This window comes from Pseudomonas sp. S37 (genome assembly GCF_016658545.1).
Lineage (GTDB): Bacteria > Pseudomonadota > Gammaproteobacteria > Pseudomonadales > Pseudomonadaceae > Aquipseudomonas.
Genome location: NZ_JACVZC010000135.1, coordinates 1 through 15,583, shown reverse-complemented (window position 1 = coordinate 15,583; position 15,583 = coordinate 1). Strand labels below are relative to the sequence as shown.

The window sequence follows — 15,583 nt, the reverse complement described above, 5'->3', positions numbered from 1 at the left end:
CGGCTTTAGCCGCGAACACCGGCGCAGCCGGTGCCATGCAGCGCGCTGGATTTTTCGCGGCTAAAGCCCACAGGTTATGCCGACCGCTTGCGAACTCAGTTCTCTGCGCAGCAGCCCCTTAAGCCACTGCCGCTTTCACAGCCTTGCCCCGCCGCATCCAGGCCAGCAACACCGCCGCCATCAGCACAAAGCCCAGGTAGCCGAACAGCGGGTACACCTCGCCCACCAGGCTGATGAACCCCACCAGGCTGCAACCGAACGCCACCACCCCGGTCACCACCGAGCCCCAGCGGAACTTCGCCGTGCCTGCCGGCAACAGCCGCGACAGGAACGAGAACAGCGTGCCTACGGCAGTGTTGACGATCATGCCGAAGATGATCAGGCACATCACCAGCCCCAGCAGCGGCGACACTTCGTTGGCAATCGACAACATCGGCATCGGCAAGTCGGCCACGCTGTCCAGCCGCGACAGCAGCCCGGCGCTCATCACCAGCATCAGGCCACCCAACGCCGCACCGCCGAGCAGGCCTCCCCACATTGCGGTTTTCTCGCCTTTGGCCGAACCACCCAGAATGGCCAGGATCGGCGCACCCGCCACGATGTTGTACGACACATACAGGAACGCGCCCAGCATCCAGTGGCGTGCGCCAGCCTGTTGCTGGCTGGCCAGTTGGTCGAGCGCAGTAAAACTCTGTTCACGGCTGAACACGGCATACAGTGCAATTGCCGAGGCCACCAGGATCAGCAACGGCGTGATGGCGCCAATCGCCAGGATCACCTTGCGCACGTCCAGGCACACGATACCGACCACCACCAGTGTCACCAGCACGCTGCCAGTGAGCGCCGGGATGCCAAACTGCTGCTCCAGCAGCGCACCACCGCCGGCGAGCATGACCACGGTGACGGCGAACATGAAAAAGGTGATCAGCCAGTCGACGAACAGGCCCAGGTGGCGGCCGCAGATGGCCTGGATCACATCCTTGTGCGAGGTGGCCTGCTGGCGGTTGCCCAACCCCGCCAGGGCCATGCCGAGGAAGGTGAACAAGGCGGCGCTGACCAACGCGCCCACCAGCCCCCACAGGCCGAAATCGACAAAGAACAACAACAGTTCCCGCCCTGAAGCGAACCCCGCCCCCACGATCACGCCGACAAATGCGCCGGCAATCTTCAGTTGCTCTTGCATGTGAACCTCTGGATTTATTGTTGTATTTGTTAATGGCCCTTCTGGTGCAACGCCGGCCCTGTGGGAGCGGGTTCACCCGCGAAAAGGGGCAACGCGGTGCATGGCACCGGCTACGCCGGTGTTCGCGGCTAAAGCCGCTCCCACAGGGACCGGCATGCATGCGCAGCCCCCGGCTCAGTCAGGCGTCGCCGACGAACGCTTGCACTTCGATCTCCACATCAACCCCCAACGCCAGCGCCGAGGCCACGGTCGAACGTACCGGCAGTGCCGCACCGAAGAATTCCTTGTACACCTCGTTGAAGCCGGCGAAATGGCTCATGTCCGACAGCCATACCGTGGCCTTGACCACCTGGTCGAAGCGTGCGCCGCTGGCGGCCAGGCTTTCGCCGATGCGCTCGCAGGCGGCGCGGGTCTGGGTCTGGATGTCACCGCGCACCACTTCACCACTGGCACTCATTGGCACCTGGCCAGAGAGAAACAGAAAACCGCCTGCCTTCACCGCGCGGGAAAACGGGAACGGCAGGCTGCTGGGGAAACGCTGGATATCATTGCTCATGGGGTATTCCTTTCAGGGTTGCTGGAAACGGGCCGGGGACAAGCGCTCGGGCGCCACCCCCTGGCTGACAAGGCTTGGGCACAGGGGTTGGCCAAGCAGCAGGTCGGCAGCCAGGCGCGAGGCGCCCGCTGCCGACTGGATGCCATAACCGCCCTGCGCCGCCAGCCAGAAGAACGCGGGCGCTTGCACATCGAAGCCGATCACCAGGTCGCCATCGGCGACGAACGAGCGCAGCCCGGCCCAGGTGTGACTGGGGCGGCGAATCGTCAGGGTGGTCATGGCTTCGATGTTGTAGATACCCAGGGCCACGTCGAACTCTTCGGGCGCGGCATCCTGTGGCTCGACCGGGTCGGCATTGGCTGGCGAACCCAGTAACTGGCCGGCATCGGGCTTGAAGTAGAAGCTTTCATCAACGCCGATCACCGCCGGCCAGCGGGCGAAGTCCTGATCTGCCGGCCCTGGGAAGGTGAAGGCACTGCGCCGGCAAGGTTGCAGGCCAACAGCGGCCACACCGCATTGTTCGGCCACACGATCGGCCCAGGCACCCGCGGCATTGACCAGCCGCCGCGCCTGCAGGCGGCTGCCATCAGCCAGCTCAACCTGCCAAAGGCCGTCCAGGTACCAGGCCTGTATCAGTTCGGCGTTGCAGCGCAGTTCACCGCCAGCAGCGCGGTAACCGCGCAGAAAGCCTTGGTGCAGGGCATGCACATCGAGGTCCATTGCACCCGGCTCCAGCACGGCGCCGGCCAGGGTTTCACCACGCAGGCTCGGCACCAGGGCCTGGGCAGCGTCACGGTCGAGCAGGCTGACATCGGTGCCGTTGGCCAGGCTCTGAGCGTGGGTTTGCTCAAGCAGCTCGCGCTGCTCGACGCTGGCCACATACAGGCAGCCGCGCGGCTCCAGCAGCGGGTGTTCGCAGAAGCCCTGTGGCGGCGTTTCGTAGAAGGCCCGGCTGGCGCGTGTCAGCGCCTGGATCTGCGGGGTCCCGTAGGCTTCCATGAACATCGCCGCCGAACGCCCGGTGGAATGGTAGCCGGGTTGCAACTCGCGTTCGAGCATCAGCACCCGCTGCTGGCCGGCCAGGCGATAGCCCAGCGAAGCACCGGCAATACCGGCGCCGATGATGAGGGTGTCGTAGATCGAGGTCATGCACGCTCCCGTCAAGCTAATTATCATTTATGAGAATTCTAATATATGAGAATTTAGGAATACGCAAGTGCCCAAGGTAAGATGCCCGACCAACGCCGCATGCCGAGACCGCTGAATGCCCGCTGCCCTACCCCTGCTTGACCGCGCCGTAGTCGGCCAGCGCCTGCGCCAGGTGCGCAAGGCGCGCCAGATGACCCTCAAGCAATTGTCCGAAGCCAGTGGCGTGCCGCTGTCCACGTTGTCGAAGATGGAACTGGCGCAAGTGTCGGTCAGTTACGAAAAACTCGCGGCAGCCGCGCGTGCGTTGAATGTCGATATTGCCCAGCTGTTTCGCGCCAGCGGCTCGGTCAGCGCGCCGGTACCGGTGACGGTGGTGGTCGATTCGCTGCCGGCGGCGGCGGGCTATTCGACCGGCACCTATGATTATCACCCGATTGCCGGCGACTTTCCGGAACGGCGCATGACCCCTGCCTATGCCCGCATCATTGCCCGCGAACGCGGCCAGTTCGACGATTTTATTCGCCACCCGGGGCAGGAGTTTGCCCTGGTGTTGAGCGGGCGTGTGCGTATCGAATTCGAGACCGGTGAAGCGGTGAGTATCGGGCCGCAGGAAACGGCCTATTTCGACAGCCAGGTGGGGCACATCTACCTGTCGGAAAGCGACGATGGTGGTGATGCGCATGTGATGGTGGTGATGACTGATCGTTGAAATCGCAGGCTGACACAATTCGAGGCGGTGGATGGCACGGGCTACGCCCGTGTTCGCGGGTGAACCCGCTCCCACAGAGAGAGAATGCTCTACTCCCTCTGCGGTTATAACCTAATAACGAACAAGTCTATTTGGCTATAAAAAAATCTATATGCTGGCTGCATCCGATAACGGGCAAAGTTGGGCAGTCGAGTAGCGTATGGATGTAGGTTCTTTCGGTTTCACCATTGCTGGCCTGATCGTGGGTTTCATCGTCGGCATGACCGGCGTCGGTGGCGGCTCGCTGATGACCCCGATCCTGCTGTGGTTCGGCATCAGCCCGGCTACCGCTGTCGGTACTGACCTGCTCTATGCCGCCATCACCAAGGCCAGTGGCGTCTGGGTGCATGCGCGCAACAAGAACATCGACTGGAAGATCACCGGCCTGCTCAGCCTGGGTAGCGTGCCCGCCGCAGCGCTGACGCTGTGGTTCCTCAGCACGCTGCATACCGACACGTCTGCCCTGAACGGCATCATCAAGCAAGGCCTGGCGGTGGTGCTGATCCTGACCGCGCTGGCCATCCTGTTCAAATCGCGCCTGCAGGCTTTTGCCAACCGCCATGCCAGTGACCACTACCACCTCAGCGACCGCAGCCTGAACACCCTGACCGTGCTGACCGGCGTGGTACTGGGGGTGATGGTCACCCTGACCTCCATCGGTGCTGGTGCGCTGGGTACCGTGGCGCTGTTCCTGCTCTACCCGTTCCTGGTCACACGCCGCCTGGTCGGTACCGAAATTGCCCACGCCGTGCCGCTTACCCTGGTAGCAGGCCTGGGCCACGCCGGCATGGGCAACATGGACTGGTCGCTGCTGGGCTACCTGCTGTTGGGCTCGCTGCCGGGCATCTACCTGGGCAGCCACCTCACCGGGCGAATTTCTGACCGCGTGCTGCGCCCATGCCTGGCCGCCATGCTGCTGCTGATCGGCTACAAACTGGCGTTCTGACCTTCAGCCCAGGCGCAGGCGCCATTGCCCGGTAAAGCTCAGCTCCAGGCGTGACAGTGGCAACACATCGATACGCTGCCCGGCACTCATCGGGCAGCCCAGTACCTGCACCAGCACGGCACGCATGACCAGCGGATGGGTCACTGCCAGCCATTCCCCCGGCCTGTCGAAGGCCGCCAGCCAGGTAGCCATGCGCTTGCACAGCGCGGCGAACGACTCCCCCCCATGCACTGCATTGGCCGGATCCTGCAACCAGTCGGCCAACGCCTGGGGTTGCTCGGCTTGCAGCTGCTTCAACGCCATACCCTGCCAACGCCCCAGGTCGCAATCGGCCAATGCCGGCTCGACCTCTGCCAGCTCAGACAACCACGCTGCAGACTCGCGGGCCCGACGCTCTGGCGCCGTCAGCAGCCGCACACCTGGCAGATTGACAGTGGGCGGTTGTGACAGGGGCAGGATGCCATCGTCTACACGGTGCAGGTGTCCGGTCTTCTGGGCCCGGGTCAGGGCATGGCAGATCAAGGTCAGGCGAATGGCTTTCACCAAGGCTTTCTCGTGGTGGGCTGGGGCGCAAGGTTTAGCATGCCATGGTGATTTTGGCTGCAACAATGTCAATTGCCGACCGCCATTACGGCGATTGTTCGCCGTGCATTTAGCATTGCCTATACGATCGAGCGCCGCGCGGGCGGCGCTCGATCTCACAGGCCCTCAACATCTCAAGGCAAGCACCTGCAAGCCCTTACTGCTTAACTGACTGGCATTAGGGCAAGCCCGCTCCACAGGGTTGCAGATTGCCGCAACTTGCGCGCTATCTCAGATAACCTGCTGTATCACACCCCATATTGGCAGCGCCACAACCAGCCCCACCGCCAGCCTTGGCCAGTACGGCAGCAGCAGCACCAGCAGCATCCCTGCCAGCGACAGCACACCCAGCCAGGCCACCGGGCCCATGGCCCAGCCCCAGGCCTGGGCACACAGCACCAGGCTGACCAGCAGCGCCAGCCACCCGGCACCGCGTAAGCCGACCCGCAATGCACGTGGGCAGGCCCGGTTCCATACCTGCTTGTAATGCCGCTCCAGCCCTTGGCACAGCCCGAGCATGCCAGCGTAGGCAAACAACACGCCGCCTGTAACCCACATCATCATGCCTTGGCCTCCATCCGCCGCCCTGCCCTGGCCTTCTGCTGCGCCGGCTGCGCTTGCCGAACCCGCCAGGCCACCAGCCCAAGCAATACCCCCAGCACCAGCGCACACGCGGCAACCCCCAGGCGCATCGTGTCTTCCAGGCCGCCAAACGCACCCAGGCCAATGCACAGCAATGCCACCAACAGCAGTTGCTCGACCCAGGCCCGGCGTGCCGGGCGGATACCGGCATGCAGCAGCGCCAGCAGCCATACACCGAAGAATGCGCGCACCTCCCAGCTTTCCCGCTGCAGCAACTCCACCGGCAGCAGGCGACTGGCCCACAGCAGCCCCAGGCACGCCAGCAGCAAACCGCTGATGAAGCTGACGTTGCATACCTCGGCTACCCGGTACCAACGCCGCGCCGAAGCCTCGGCGCTGGCAGTGGCGTACTTGCGCCCGCGCTTGACGCAGAACAGCACCAGGCCGCTGGCGATCATCAGGCAACTGACCAGCCCGCAGATGAAGTACAGCCAGCGCATCGGGTAACCGCCGAACTGGGCAAAGTGCAAACCGACCATGACCCGCTGGGTCAGCGGCACCGCACGCCACGCTGGCACGTCGCTGAGCAGTTGCCCACTGACGCCATCGAAGACCATGGCCTGGCCCTTGGCCAGGGCAATGCGGTTGCCCAGTTCGGGGCGGATTTCGACACGCGCCGCGGCGGTGTTGGGGTTACGGATGTTCAAGCCGCCAATCGGCCCCAGGCGTGCCTCGGCCTGGGCCAGCAACGGTGCCACATCGACCAGCGCGGCGGGTTGCCGGGCCAGGCCGCGAGGTTGTTCCAGGCGGGCATTGCCCTGGGCCTGGAAGTAGGCGCGGGTGTCGCCGGCGAACAGGGCATCGACGCCTGCCGGGATGTAGATGAGCATGAAGATCACCAGGCCGGTGTAGGTGATCATCAGGTGGAACGGCAGCAACAGCACCGCGCTGGCGTTATGGAAATCCAGCCATGAACGCTGACCTTTGTTCGGCCGGAAGGTGAAGAACTCCTTGAAGATCTTCTTGTGGATGACAATGCCGGTCACCAGTGCCGCCAGCATCACCAGTGCCAGCGCGCCGACCACGAAAATGCCCCAGTTGCGCGGCAGGTCGAGGGTAAAGTGAAAGCGGAAAAAGAAATTGCCGCCGACGCTGTCACGCACGTCGATCGCCTCGCCGGTGCGAGGGTCGAGTTGCACACCCCCACCGTGGCGCCGTTCGCCAGTGGACACCCGCAGCCCGGGCGAACGCTCGTTCGGCAGGCTGATACCCCAGTTACCGGCTTGCGGCTCGTGGGCCTGCAGGTAGGCGACGGCGCGCTGGGCAGCATCGGCCTGGGTCACCTGGGTGGCCGGGATTTCCGGTTGCATCCAGTGATTGAGTTCCTTGTCGAACACCGCCAAGGTGCCCGTGACGAAGATGGCAAACAGCAGCCAGCCGAAAATCAGCCCGGCCCAGGTGTGCAGCCAGGCCATCGATTGGGTGAAGGTGTTCTTCATGCCAGCCACCCTAGCGCGTGTGGCCAGAAGCCGATCAGGCTCAGGGGTACGGCCAGCACCAGTGGCGCCCAGGCGCGCAGGGCATCACGGCTGGCGAAGGCCCAGAGTATGGCGGCGGTGTAAGCGATGAAGGCCGGCAGGGTCGCGACGATGACCGCGTCGCCGGCGGGCAGCGGCAGGATGCGGGCCAGGCAGGCACTGGCGGCGTAGCTGAGGGCATAGCCGCCGAGCAGGGCGGCGGCGCTGCGGGAAAGGATCTGCAGCCAGGCGGGGGCTTTGATCATCAGGGGCTCCTTGGCATGTACAGGGAGGGCATCTGGGGCTGCTTTGCAGCCCGATCGCGACACAAGGCCGCTCCTGCAGGGAGACGCGAATCGCCTGCAGGAGCGGCCTTGTGTCGCGATCGGGCCGCAAAGCGACCCACGCGCTATCAGAAGTTGATGTTCAGCGCAGCAAACACCGCCCTACCCGGCTGGTTATAGGTATTGGCCCCCGAGGTGCTGGCATTGCCGCCGCGCAGGATCTGCTTGTCGAACACGTTGTTCACCCCTACCCGCACGTCATAGTTGGCGTTGAACTTGTACCCGGCGCTCACGTCCACCAGGCCATAGGCCTCGACATCTTCCTGTGCGGTCTTGTCGTAGTCCTGCTCGGTGCGATAGTTGTAGGTCGGCGATTTCTGCTTGCCGAAATACGTGCCTGCCACCTGGAACGACAGCTGCTCGGTGGCACGCCAGTCAAGTGTGGTGTTGACGGTGTATTGCGGAATCACCGACAGCGGCTCGCCGGTCTCACGGTTGTCGTTGTCGAGCATCCAGGTCAGGTTGGTGTTCCAGTCCAGGGTCGGGCTCAGCTCGACGAAGAAGTTGCCTTCGATACCTTCCACCCGCGCCTTGCCGGCGTTGTCCCACTGGGTTACGCGGCTACCGGTGCCGATGGTGTACAGCACATCGGTATCACCGATGATCTTGTTCTTGTAGTCGTTGCGGAAGTAGGTGGCACTGGTGCGCCAGCTGCCGCGGTCGTACAGCAGGCCGACTTCCTTGTTGACGCTGATCTCGGGCTTGAGGTCGGCGTTGCCCTGCAGGTAGCAGCCACCGTTGTTGGTCTGCTGCACGCTGCAGCCGTTACCCCGGCTGTACAGCAGGTAATTGGGGTTGGACTGGTACAGGTTGGGCACCTTGTAGGCACGCGCAATGCCGCCCTTTACCGACAGTGCTTCGGTCAGCTTGTGCGACAGGTTGAGGCTGGGGCTGAAGTTGTCGCCGAAGGTTTCGTGATGGTCGAAACGCAGGCCAGGGGTAATGGTGGTATCACCGACAATGATATTGTCCTCGACGAACAGCGCATAGCTGCGCGCGGTCATCTTCGAGCTGCTGCGATCGAAACCGACCAGCCCGCCATTGCTGGTGGGGTCGGAGCTTTGCGGGCGCAGCGAACCTTGGTCATTGAGCGCTTCGTACAGGTATTCGCCGCCGAGGGTCAGCACATGCTCGGTGCCGCCCATGGCGAACGGCAGGTTCACTTCGCTGCTCAGGCGCGTGTTGCGCAGGCGCGACATGGCCCCGCCCTCGTCACTTGGCGCGCCTTCGGTACGCCCGGCCAGGCCCTCGTTGAGGCGCCAGTTGCGCACGTACTCGTAGGCCAGCGTGGTCTTGCTGGTACCCCAGGTGAAATCCCCCAGGTGGGTCAGGTCGTAGGTGCTGCGCTGCATCACGTTGGTTTCATGGCCGTACAGGCTGGAAACGAAGTCGACGTCACCGCCACCGTTGCTGTTCATGGTGTCGCCGGCAAAGATGTTGCCCTGGCGGCTGTAGCCGGCGCTGGCTTCAAGGCGATGCTCGTCGTTCAGCTTCCAGCTCAACAGGCCATTGATGTCCTTGTTGCGCACGCCTTCGCGACCCGCTACCAAGGCACTGGTGGCATGCCCGGCGTTGATGTCGAGGTCGTCGGCATCGGTCTTGGCCAGGCCGCCGTACAGGCGGAAACCGAGGTTGTCGGTAAGGCCGCCACCGAGGTTGAAGTTGGCCCGGCGGCTGGCGCCTTCGGCGCTGTCTTCGGGCAGTTGGGTGTACAGGCTGACGCTGCCTTTGAGCGCGTCGGTCGGGCGCTTGGTGATGATGTTGACCACCCCGCCCATGGCGCCGGAGCCATAGCGTGCCGCAGCCGGGCCACGCAGGATCTCGATACGCTCGACCGCCTCGGCCGGCACCCAGTTGGTTTCACCGCGGGTATCGCGGTCGCCGTTCCAGCCGTAGCGCACGGCGTTACGCGCGCTGGAAGGCTTGCCGTCGATGAGGATCAGGGTGTTTTCCGGGCCCATGCCGCGCAAGTCGATCTGGCGGTTGTTGCCACGGGCGCCACTGGCGCTGTTGCCGGTCAGGTTGACCCCGGGTTCGCGGCGGATGATGTCGGACAGGTCATTGGCCGGCGGGTGACGCTTGATGTCGTCGGCGGTGATGATCGACGAGCCCAGAGCCTGGCGCGCCTCGCGCTCGGCGGTGATCAGGGTGTCCTGGATCACCAGCGCGTTGTCGGCCACCGGTACTTCCAGCACCTCACCCGCACGCTGCTCCTCGGCCTCTGCCGCGGTGGCCATCATCGCCGGCGACGCCAGCGCGACGAACGCCAAGGCCAGGCTGTTGGGTGAAGTTCTGCACTGCATGGGTACATCTCCTGCGATTCATGAGCGAAAAGGCACATCCCTGTCGGAAACCGGGAGCCCTCGCCCACCGGCCCGCAAACACAGTTTGGTGGCCAACAGGGGTGGTAAATATAGGGATCCACAAATGAGAGTAAATCTTATTTACGAAGTTTACATGTTTGTAACGGAACTTTGCTGAAACGATCACTGTGGGAGCGGGTTTTCCGGCGATGGCTCGCACAGCGCCCCCTGCGGCTCAGTATGAGCAGAGCTACCAGCAACCGTTCGATACAACCTCATACTTTTTGATTCCAGACGAGCGAAGCAAAATCTATACGTCAAAGACGTAGGGATGCAGTATGCTGACGATTATCGAGGCACCACTTTTTTCAAGGCAATGGCCTGATTACTGGACTGAAGAAGAGCATGGCGCCTTCATGTCCTATCTTGCGAACGATCCTGATACCGGTTCGGTGATCCCCGGCTCAGGCGGATGCCGTAAGGTGCGCTGGAGCGTGGATGGCAAGGGTAAGCGAGGTGCAGTCCGTGTGATTTATACCGTCCAACTCGCCAATGGTGCTCTGGTTGTACTGCTTATCTACTGCAAGAGCGCCACTGAAAACATACCCGCGCACATTCTGCGCAAGATTGCGAAGGAGCTGAACCATGCCGCTGACTGAGAAAGAACTGATGCAGCGTGATGCCGGCCGGAACATCGGCGAAGAGTTGCTGGAATCCATACGTGACGTCAAAGCTGGCCGCCATGGCGCGGTGCGCCAGGTAGAGGTGACCGAAGCAGCCGAGGCACGTAGCAGAACCGGGCTTTCCCAGCACAGGTTTGCGGAGCTGTTGGGTGTTTCAGTACGTACGCTTCAAGAGTGGGAGCAAGGCCGGCGCGCACCATCGGGTGCCGCTCGGTCACTCCTACAAATTGCTGCTTCCCGCCCAGACGTGTTTCGCGAAGTACTCCAAAGCCTATAACACCACACGTAGCTGACTTGCCGCAGCAACGAACTGCTGCGATGGGCCCTGGCGATGTCGGCGCGTCTCGCGGCTGTCAACCAACCCGCCACAACCCCGCAACCTGGGTGGTGAAGCCTTCGCTCATCAACCCCCGGCGCATCGCCCACTCCGCAGCTGCCGGCACTGCCGCGCTGCGTAGTGTTCCCCGCCCCCAGCGCTGGTTGACGCCATCGATCACCGCCATGACCCGTTCCGCGCTTTGCGTTTGCTGAGCGCTGAACAGGTCGCCGGTGTACTCGCCGCGCTGGCACAGGTCCAGCAGCAGCACCTCCGCCTTGCTGTAGCGAAAGCCTTGTCGATAGACCCGCTCCAGCGCCTCCTGGGCCATGCGCGTGAGCAGGCGCAGGTCATCGGTGGGATAGGGCAACTGCACCAGCACACCATTGGCATAACGCGGCTCGTCCGGGTTGAACATGCCGGTACGGATGCTCACGCGCATGCGCCGGGCCAGCGAGCGCTGCTGACGCAGCTTTTCCGAGGCGCGCATCACGTAGGTGGCAACCGCTTCCTTGAGCGGCGCAAGCGCGGTCAGGCGTTGGCCGAACATGCGGCTGCAGCAGATTTCCTGGCGTGGCGGCTGCGCGTGCTCCAGTTGCAGGCACGACGTGCCCGCCAGCTCACGGGCGGTCTTTTCCACCACCACACTGAAGGTCTTGCGCAGCAGAGCGGGGTCTGCGCGGGACAGGTCCCAGGCAGTGCGAATGGCCATATCCCGCAGCTGCGCGGTAAGGCGCTTGCCGATGCCCCAGACTTCGGAGACATCACACTTTTTCAGCACCCAGTGGTACTTCACCGGGTCGCGCAGATCAACCACCCAGCCGCTGTGGCTGGCCCAGCGCTTGGCAGCATGGTTGGCCAGCTTGGCCAAGGTCTTGGTGCCTGCAATACCAACGCCGACCGGGATGCCAGTGTGCTTGAGCACCCGCTCGCGGATACAGCGACCGAGGTAGTCGAGGTCACCCGGCATGCCCGTGAGGTCGACAAAGGCTTCATCGATGGAGTACACCTCCAGCGCCGGGACCATGCCCTCGATCACCGTCATCACCCGCTGGCTCATGTCGCCGTACAACGCATAGTTGGAGGAAAACGCCACCACGCCGTGGCCCTGCAACAGCTCCTTTACCTGGTAATACGGCTGCCCCATTTTCACCAGCGGCTTGGCCTCGGCACTGCGGGCGATGATGCAGCCGTCATTGTTGCTGAGCACGACAATGGGCGTGCGCGACAGGTCGGGGCGGAACACGCGCTCGCAACTGGCGTAGAAACTGTTGCAGTCGATCAGGGCGAAGACAGGGGTCATGTGACAGAACTGCCCTCATGGCTGCGCACGCTGAAGGTCACCACGCCCCAGATTGTCAGGTCGTCACCCTCCATGATGTAGCGTGGTGCATAACGCGGGTTTTCCGAGCGCAGCACCACTTGCCCGGCGCTACGCTGCAGGCGCTTGCACAGCGGCTCGCCGTTGACCGCGGCAATGACGATATGGCCATGGCGCGCCTCTATCGAGCGGTCGACCAGCACCAGGTCGCCGTCGAAGATACCGGCTCCCTGCATGCTGTCGCCGTCTATCCTCACCAGGTACATGTGCGGTGCACGCAGGTTGAACAGCTCATCCAGTGAGATCGGCTGCTCCATATGGTCAGCTGCAGGTGACGGAAAGCCTGCCGGAACACGGAACAGGTAGCGCGGCACGGCAGCGCTGCCGCAGGTGATAGGACCCAGGATGGAAGTCATGACACGGCCTTGAAGGTAAACTGTATGAATATACAGTAAACGCTGTGCCGGGTATCCGGTCAATTTCGCCGTAAGAAATTTCGACAAGTGGGGGGCCATACCATGTGCGGACGCTTTGCCCAGTATCAGGGCCTGGCTGACTACCTGCGTGAACTGGACGCCGAACAGGACGTGATCAGCGGCTACGACAACGTGCCGATCGGCCGCTACAACGTCGCCCCTGGCAGCCGCGTGCTGATCCTGCACAATGCCGATGACGGCTTGCGCATCGACCCTTGCCATTGGGGGTGGGCGCCCTTCTGGGCCACCGGCAAACGCCCGCCACCGATCAACGCCCGGGTCGAGACAGTGACCACCGGCAAGTTTTTCAAGACACTGTGGCCGCAAGGGCGGGCGCTGGTCATGGCCGATGGCTGGTACGAATGGGTGCCTGACCCGCAAGATCCCAAGCGCAAGCAGCCCTACTTCATTCGCCTGAAAAGCCAGGCACCGATGTTCATGGCGGCACTGGCCGAAGTGCGCACAGGGCTGGCACCCAATGAAGGTGACGGCTTTGTGATCATTACAGCTGCCAGTGACGAAGGGATGGTCGATATCCACGACCGCCGGCCCCTGGTGCTGGGGCCGGCAGATGCGCGGGCATGGATCGACCCGGACCTGGCCGCCGAAGAGGCCGAGCGCCTGGCCCGGGAGCGCTGCCTGCCGGTAGAGGCGTTCGAGTGGTTTCCCGTGGCAAGGGATGTCGGCAATGTGCGCAATGAAGGGGCCGAATTGATTGTGCTGCTGGAATCGCCTTCAAGGCATGTACAAGATCTGTAGGAGCGGCCTTGTGTCGCGATGGGCTGCAAAGCAGCCCCGAGGTTTCAGCATGGAGGCATAAATTGCTGGGGGCTGCTTTGCAGCCCGTCGCGACGCAAGGCCGCTCCTACAAAAGCACGTGCTGGCCAGAAGCAACATGCAGGCACTAGGCTAGCGCGGCTTGCTGCTCCAGCAACGACCAACCGCCATGTCCATCCACCTCCAGCCGGTGAGTATGGAAACCCGCCAGCGTGCTGCGGTGCCCGACACTGACTACCAGCGCCCCCGGCAATTCCGTGCGCAGCAGCGAGTACAGGGCATGTTCGAGGCCCTCATCCATCGCCGAGGTGGACTCGTCGAGGAACACCACCTGCGGCTGGTTGAACAGCACCCGGGCGAAGGCCAGGCGCTGCTGCTCACCCACCGAAAGAATGTGCGACCAGTCGCAGCTGACGTCCAGGCGCTCGGCCAGGTGGGCCAGGTTGACCTGGCGCAACGCCTGCTGCATGCGCGCCTCATCCTCAGGCTTACCGGCTGCGGGGTAGGCAATGACTGTACGCAAGTCACCCAATGGCAAGTACGGGCGCTGCGACAGGAACAGTGCCTGATGGCCCGTCGGCCGCCGAACATCGCCTTCGGCATAGGGCCAAAGGCCCGCCAGCGCGCGCAGCAGCGTGGTCTTGCCGCTGCCCGATGGCCCTTTGATCAACAGCGCCTGGCCGGCGTGCAGGCTCAGGTCCAGGTCCGCGATCAGGGCGTGCCCATCCGGGCGCAGCACCTGCAGGCCGGCGATCTGCAGTGCATGAGGCTGGTCTTCTGTAAGCACCCGTGGCAACGCACTTGCCTGCTGGTTGGCATCGAGAAAACCAGTCAGACGGTCGAGGGTAGCCCGGTACTGGGCGAACGTATCGTACGACTCGCGGAAGAACGACAACGAATCCTGCACCTGGCCGAAGGCCTGGGAGGTTTGCATGACATCACCCAGCTTGATCGCCCCACTGAAGAAACGCGGCGCCTGCAGAATGAACGGGAACACCACGGCCACCTGGCTGATACCCAGGTTGAAGCCACTGAACTTGAGGTTTCGGAACACCAGCGCCCAGACATTCACGATCAGGGCAGCAAAGCGGCCCATCAAGGTACCCCGCTCGACCTGGGCTCCTTGGTAGAAAGCGATGTTCTCGGCATTCTCACGCAGGCGCATCAACGCGTAACGGAAGTTGGCAGTAAGTTTTTCGTTGAGGAAGTTCAGGCGAATCAACGGACGCCCCAGGCGGAACGCAATCCACGTGGCGACGATGACATACAGGTAGACGGCAAACACCATCGCCCTGGGGATCTCTACTCCGGCCACCGCCAACGGCGCCGACAGCCCCCAAAGGATGCCGGTGAAGGCTACCAGCGAGACCAGCGCGCTGACCGCGCCCAAGGCCAAGGTCACCGAATTGCTGACGAAAGCGTTGACATCCAGTTCGATACGCTGGTCGGGGTTGTCCACCGGCTCGGCGAGGAACTGGCCCCGGTAGTAGGCATCGCCGCGCATCCAGTCATGGGTCAGGCGCTCGGTCAGCCACACCCGCCATTGGATGCTGAATGCCTGGTTCACATAGAAGGTGAACAGCGAGCGCAGCACATGGATGGTGGCCAGCACCGCAAAGACCCCAAGCAGGTACCAGAACGCCACTTGGTCAAGGCCCTGCAAGGCGCTGTAGAAGCCGTTGTACCAAAACGAGAACAGCACGTTGAGGCGTACGGAGAACAGTGTCAGTACCAGCAGCAGGGCAAATACCAGTGCCGGCCGCCAACTGCGCCTGAAACTGAAATAAGGCCCGGCAAGCTGCCAGAACTGGCTACCCCAGCGGGTACAACGTACGGCCAGAATAGCGGCGGCGGTGAAGCCGACAAAGGTGATGAACGAGGCGATTGCCAGCCAACTCAGGCTCTCTTGCAGTGCCTGGTGCCAGTTCATGTCCATGGTGGGTATCCGTGCTGAGTATTTCCGCGAGCGTAGCATTGCCCTGCGATTCTTCAGGCATAGATGACACACGTTTCATGATGGAGTTGCGCGGTCAGTGTAGGAGCGGCTTTAGCCGCGAACACCGGCGAAGCCGGTGCCATCCACCGCGTCGCCTGCTTCGC

Annotated in this window: 16 protein-coding genes; 5 read left to right on the top strand and 11 right to left on the bottom strand. The window is 63.1% G+C overall.

The window, feature by feature from the left end; all coding sequences use genetic code 11:
• Positions 1 to 118: 118 nt before the first annotated feature.
• The 3 genes from IAE39_RS26040 to IAE39_RS26030 all read right to left on the bottom strand — a co-directional run bounded on the left by IAE39_RS26040 (position 119) and on the right by IAE39_RS26030 (position 2,888).
• Positions 119 to 1,183, bottom strand: a complete 1,065-nt coding sequence (locus tag IAE39_RS26040) for a YkvI family membrane protein (protein ID WP_201207368.1) — start codon at positions 1,181 to 1,183, stop codon at positions 119 to 121.
• Positions 1,184 to 1,361: 178 nt separating this feature from the next.
• Entirely contained in the window at positions 1,362 to 1,739 is a 378-nt protein-coding gene (locus tag IAE39_RS26035) for a RidA family protein (protein ID WP_201207367.1), read from the bottom strand.
• A 12-nt stretch (positions 1,740 to 1,751) separates the two neighbouring features.
• Positions 1,752 to 2,888: an NAD(P)/FAD-dependent oxidoreductase gene (locus IAE39_RS26030; protein WP_201207366.1), complete on the bottom strand. Its 1,137-nt coding sequence runs from the start codon at positions 2,886 to 2,888 to the stop codon at positions 1,752 to 1,754.
• A 115-nt stretch (positions 2,889 to 3,003) separates the two neighbouring features.
• On the opposite strand from IAE39_RS26030, the gene IAE39_RS26025 reads away from it, so the two are divergent.
• Together IAE39_RS26025 and IAE39_RS26020 are read left to right on the top strand one after the other, a co-directional pair.
• Positions 3,004 to 3,597 carry a helix-turn-helix domain-containing protein gene (locus tag IAE39_RS26025; protein WP_201207365.1) on the top strand — a complete coding sequence of 198 codons (594 nt, stop codon included), beginning with the start codon at positions 3,004 to 3,006 and terminating at the stop codon, positions 3,595 to 3,597.
• Between the two features lie 199 nt (positions 3,598 to 3,796).
• A complete protein-coding gene (locus IAE39_RS26020) occupies positions 3,797 to 4,582 on the top strand; it encodes a sulfite exporter TauE/SafE family protein (RefSeq protein ID WP_201207364.1) in 786 nt (261 codons plus the stop codon).
• Positions 4,583 to 4,585: 3 nt separating this feature from the next.
• Here IAE39_RS26020 and IAE39_RS26015 read toward each other — a convergent pair whose 3' ends face one another.
• The 5 genes from IAE39_RS26015 to IAE39_RS25995 form a co-directional block, all read right to left on the bottom strand.
• Positions 4,586 to 5,125 carry a histidine phosphatase family protein gene (locus IAE39_RS26015; protein ID WP_201207363.1) on the bottom strand — a complete coding sequence of 180 codons (540 nt, stop codon included), beginning with the start codon at positions 5,123 to 5,125 and terminating at the stop codon, positions 4,586 to 4,588.
• Positions 5,126 to 5,395: 270 nt separating this feature from the next.
• Positions 5,396 to 5,728, bottom strand: coding sequence for a DUF3325 domain-containing protein (locus IAE39_RS26010; protein ID WP_201207362.1), 333 nt, complete (start codon positions 5,726 to 5,728; stop codon positions 5,396 to 5,398).
• Entirely contained in the window at positions 5,725 to 7,245 is a 1,521-nt protein-coding gene (locus tag IAE39_RS26005) for a PepSY-associated TM helix domain-containing protein (RefSeq protein ID WP_201207361.1), read from the bottom strand. The genes IAE39_RS26010 and IAE39_RS26005 overlap by 4 nt, the downstream gene beginning before the upstream one ends.
• On the bottom strand, positions 7,242 to 7,529 hold the full coding sequence (locus tag IAE39_RS26000) for an iron transporter (protein ID WP_201207360.1): 288 nt from the start codon (positions 7,527 to 7,529) through the stop codon (positions 7,242 to 7,244). The genes IAE39_RS26005 and IAE39_RS26000 overlap by 4 nt, the downstream gene beginning before the upstream one ends.
• Positions 7,530 to 7,675: 146 nt before the next feature.
• Positions 7,676 to 9,910: a TonB-dependent siderophore receptor gene (locus tag IAE39_RS25995; RefSeq protein ID WP_201207359.1), complete on the bottom strand. Its 2,235-nt coding sequence runs from the start codon at positions 9,908 to 9,910 to the stop codon at positions 7,676 to 7,678.
• Between the two features lie 338 nt (positions 9,911 to 10,248).
• Here IAE39_RS25995 and IAE39_RS25990 point away from each other — a divergent pair, with 338 nt between their 5' ends.
• Positions 10,249 to 10,569, top strand: coding sequence for a transcriptional regulator (locus IAE39_RS25990; RefSeq protein WP_201207358.1), 321 nt, complete (start codon positions 10,249 to 10,251; stop codon positions 10,567 to 10,569).
• Positions 10,556 to 10,870 carry a helix-turn-helix domain-containing protein gene (locus tag IAE39_RS25985; protein ID WP_201207357.1) on the top strand — a complete coding sequence of 105 codons (315 nt, stop codon included), beginning with the start codon at positions 10,556 to 10,558 and terminating at the stop codon, positions 10,868 to 10,870. The genes IAE39_RS25990 and IAE39_RS25985 overlap by 14 nt, the downstream gene beginning before the upstream one ends.
• A 76-nt stretch (positions 10,871 to 10,946) precedes the next feature.
• Here IAE39_RS25985 and umuC read toward each other — a convergent pair whose 3' ends face one another.
• Together umuC and IAE39_RS25975 are read right to left on the bottom strand one after the other, a co-directional pair.
• Positions 10,947 to 12,212 (bottom strand): Y-family DNA polymerase, encoded by a 1,266-nt coding sequence (umuC, locus tag IAE39_RS25980; protein WP_201207356.1) that lies wholly within the window; start codon positions 12,210 to 12,212, stop codon positions 10,947 to 10,949.
• On the bottom strand, positions 12,209 to 12,646 hold the full coding sequence (locus IAE39_RS25975) for a LexA family protein (RefSeq protein ID WP_201207355.1): 438 nt from the start codon (positions 12,644 to 12,646) through the stop codon (positions 12,209 to 12,211). Before IAE39_RS25975 ends, umuC begins: the two co-directional genes overlap by 4 nt.
• Positions 12,647 to 12,748: 102 nt before the next feature.
• Between IAE39_RS25975 and IAE39_RS25970 the strand changes: the two genes are divergently transcribed.
• On the top strand, positions 12,749 to 13,465 hold the full coding sequence (locus IAE39_RS25970; RefSeq protein ID WP_201207354.1) for an SOS response-associated peptidase family protein: 717 nt from the start codon (positions 12,749 to 12,751) through the stop codon (positions 13,463 to 13,465).
• A gap of 145 nt (positions 13,466 to 13,610) precedes the next feature.
• On the opposite strand, the gene IAE39_RS25965 is transcribed toward IAE39_RS25970, so the two are convergent.
• Positions 13,611 to 15,419 carry an ABC transporter ATP-binding protein/permease gene (locus tag IAE39_RS25965; RefSeq protein ID WP_201207353.1) on the bottom strand — a complete coding sequence of 603 codons (1,809 nt, stop codon included), beginning with the start codon at positions 15,417 to 15,419 and terminating at the stop codon, positions 13,611 to 13,613.
• Positions 15,420 to 15,583 lie beyond the last annotated feature (164 nt).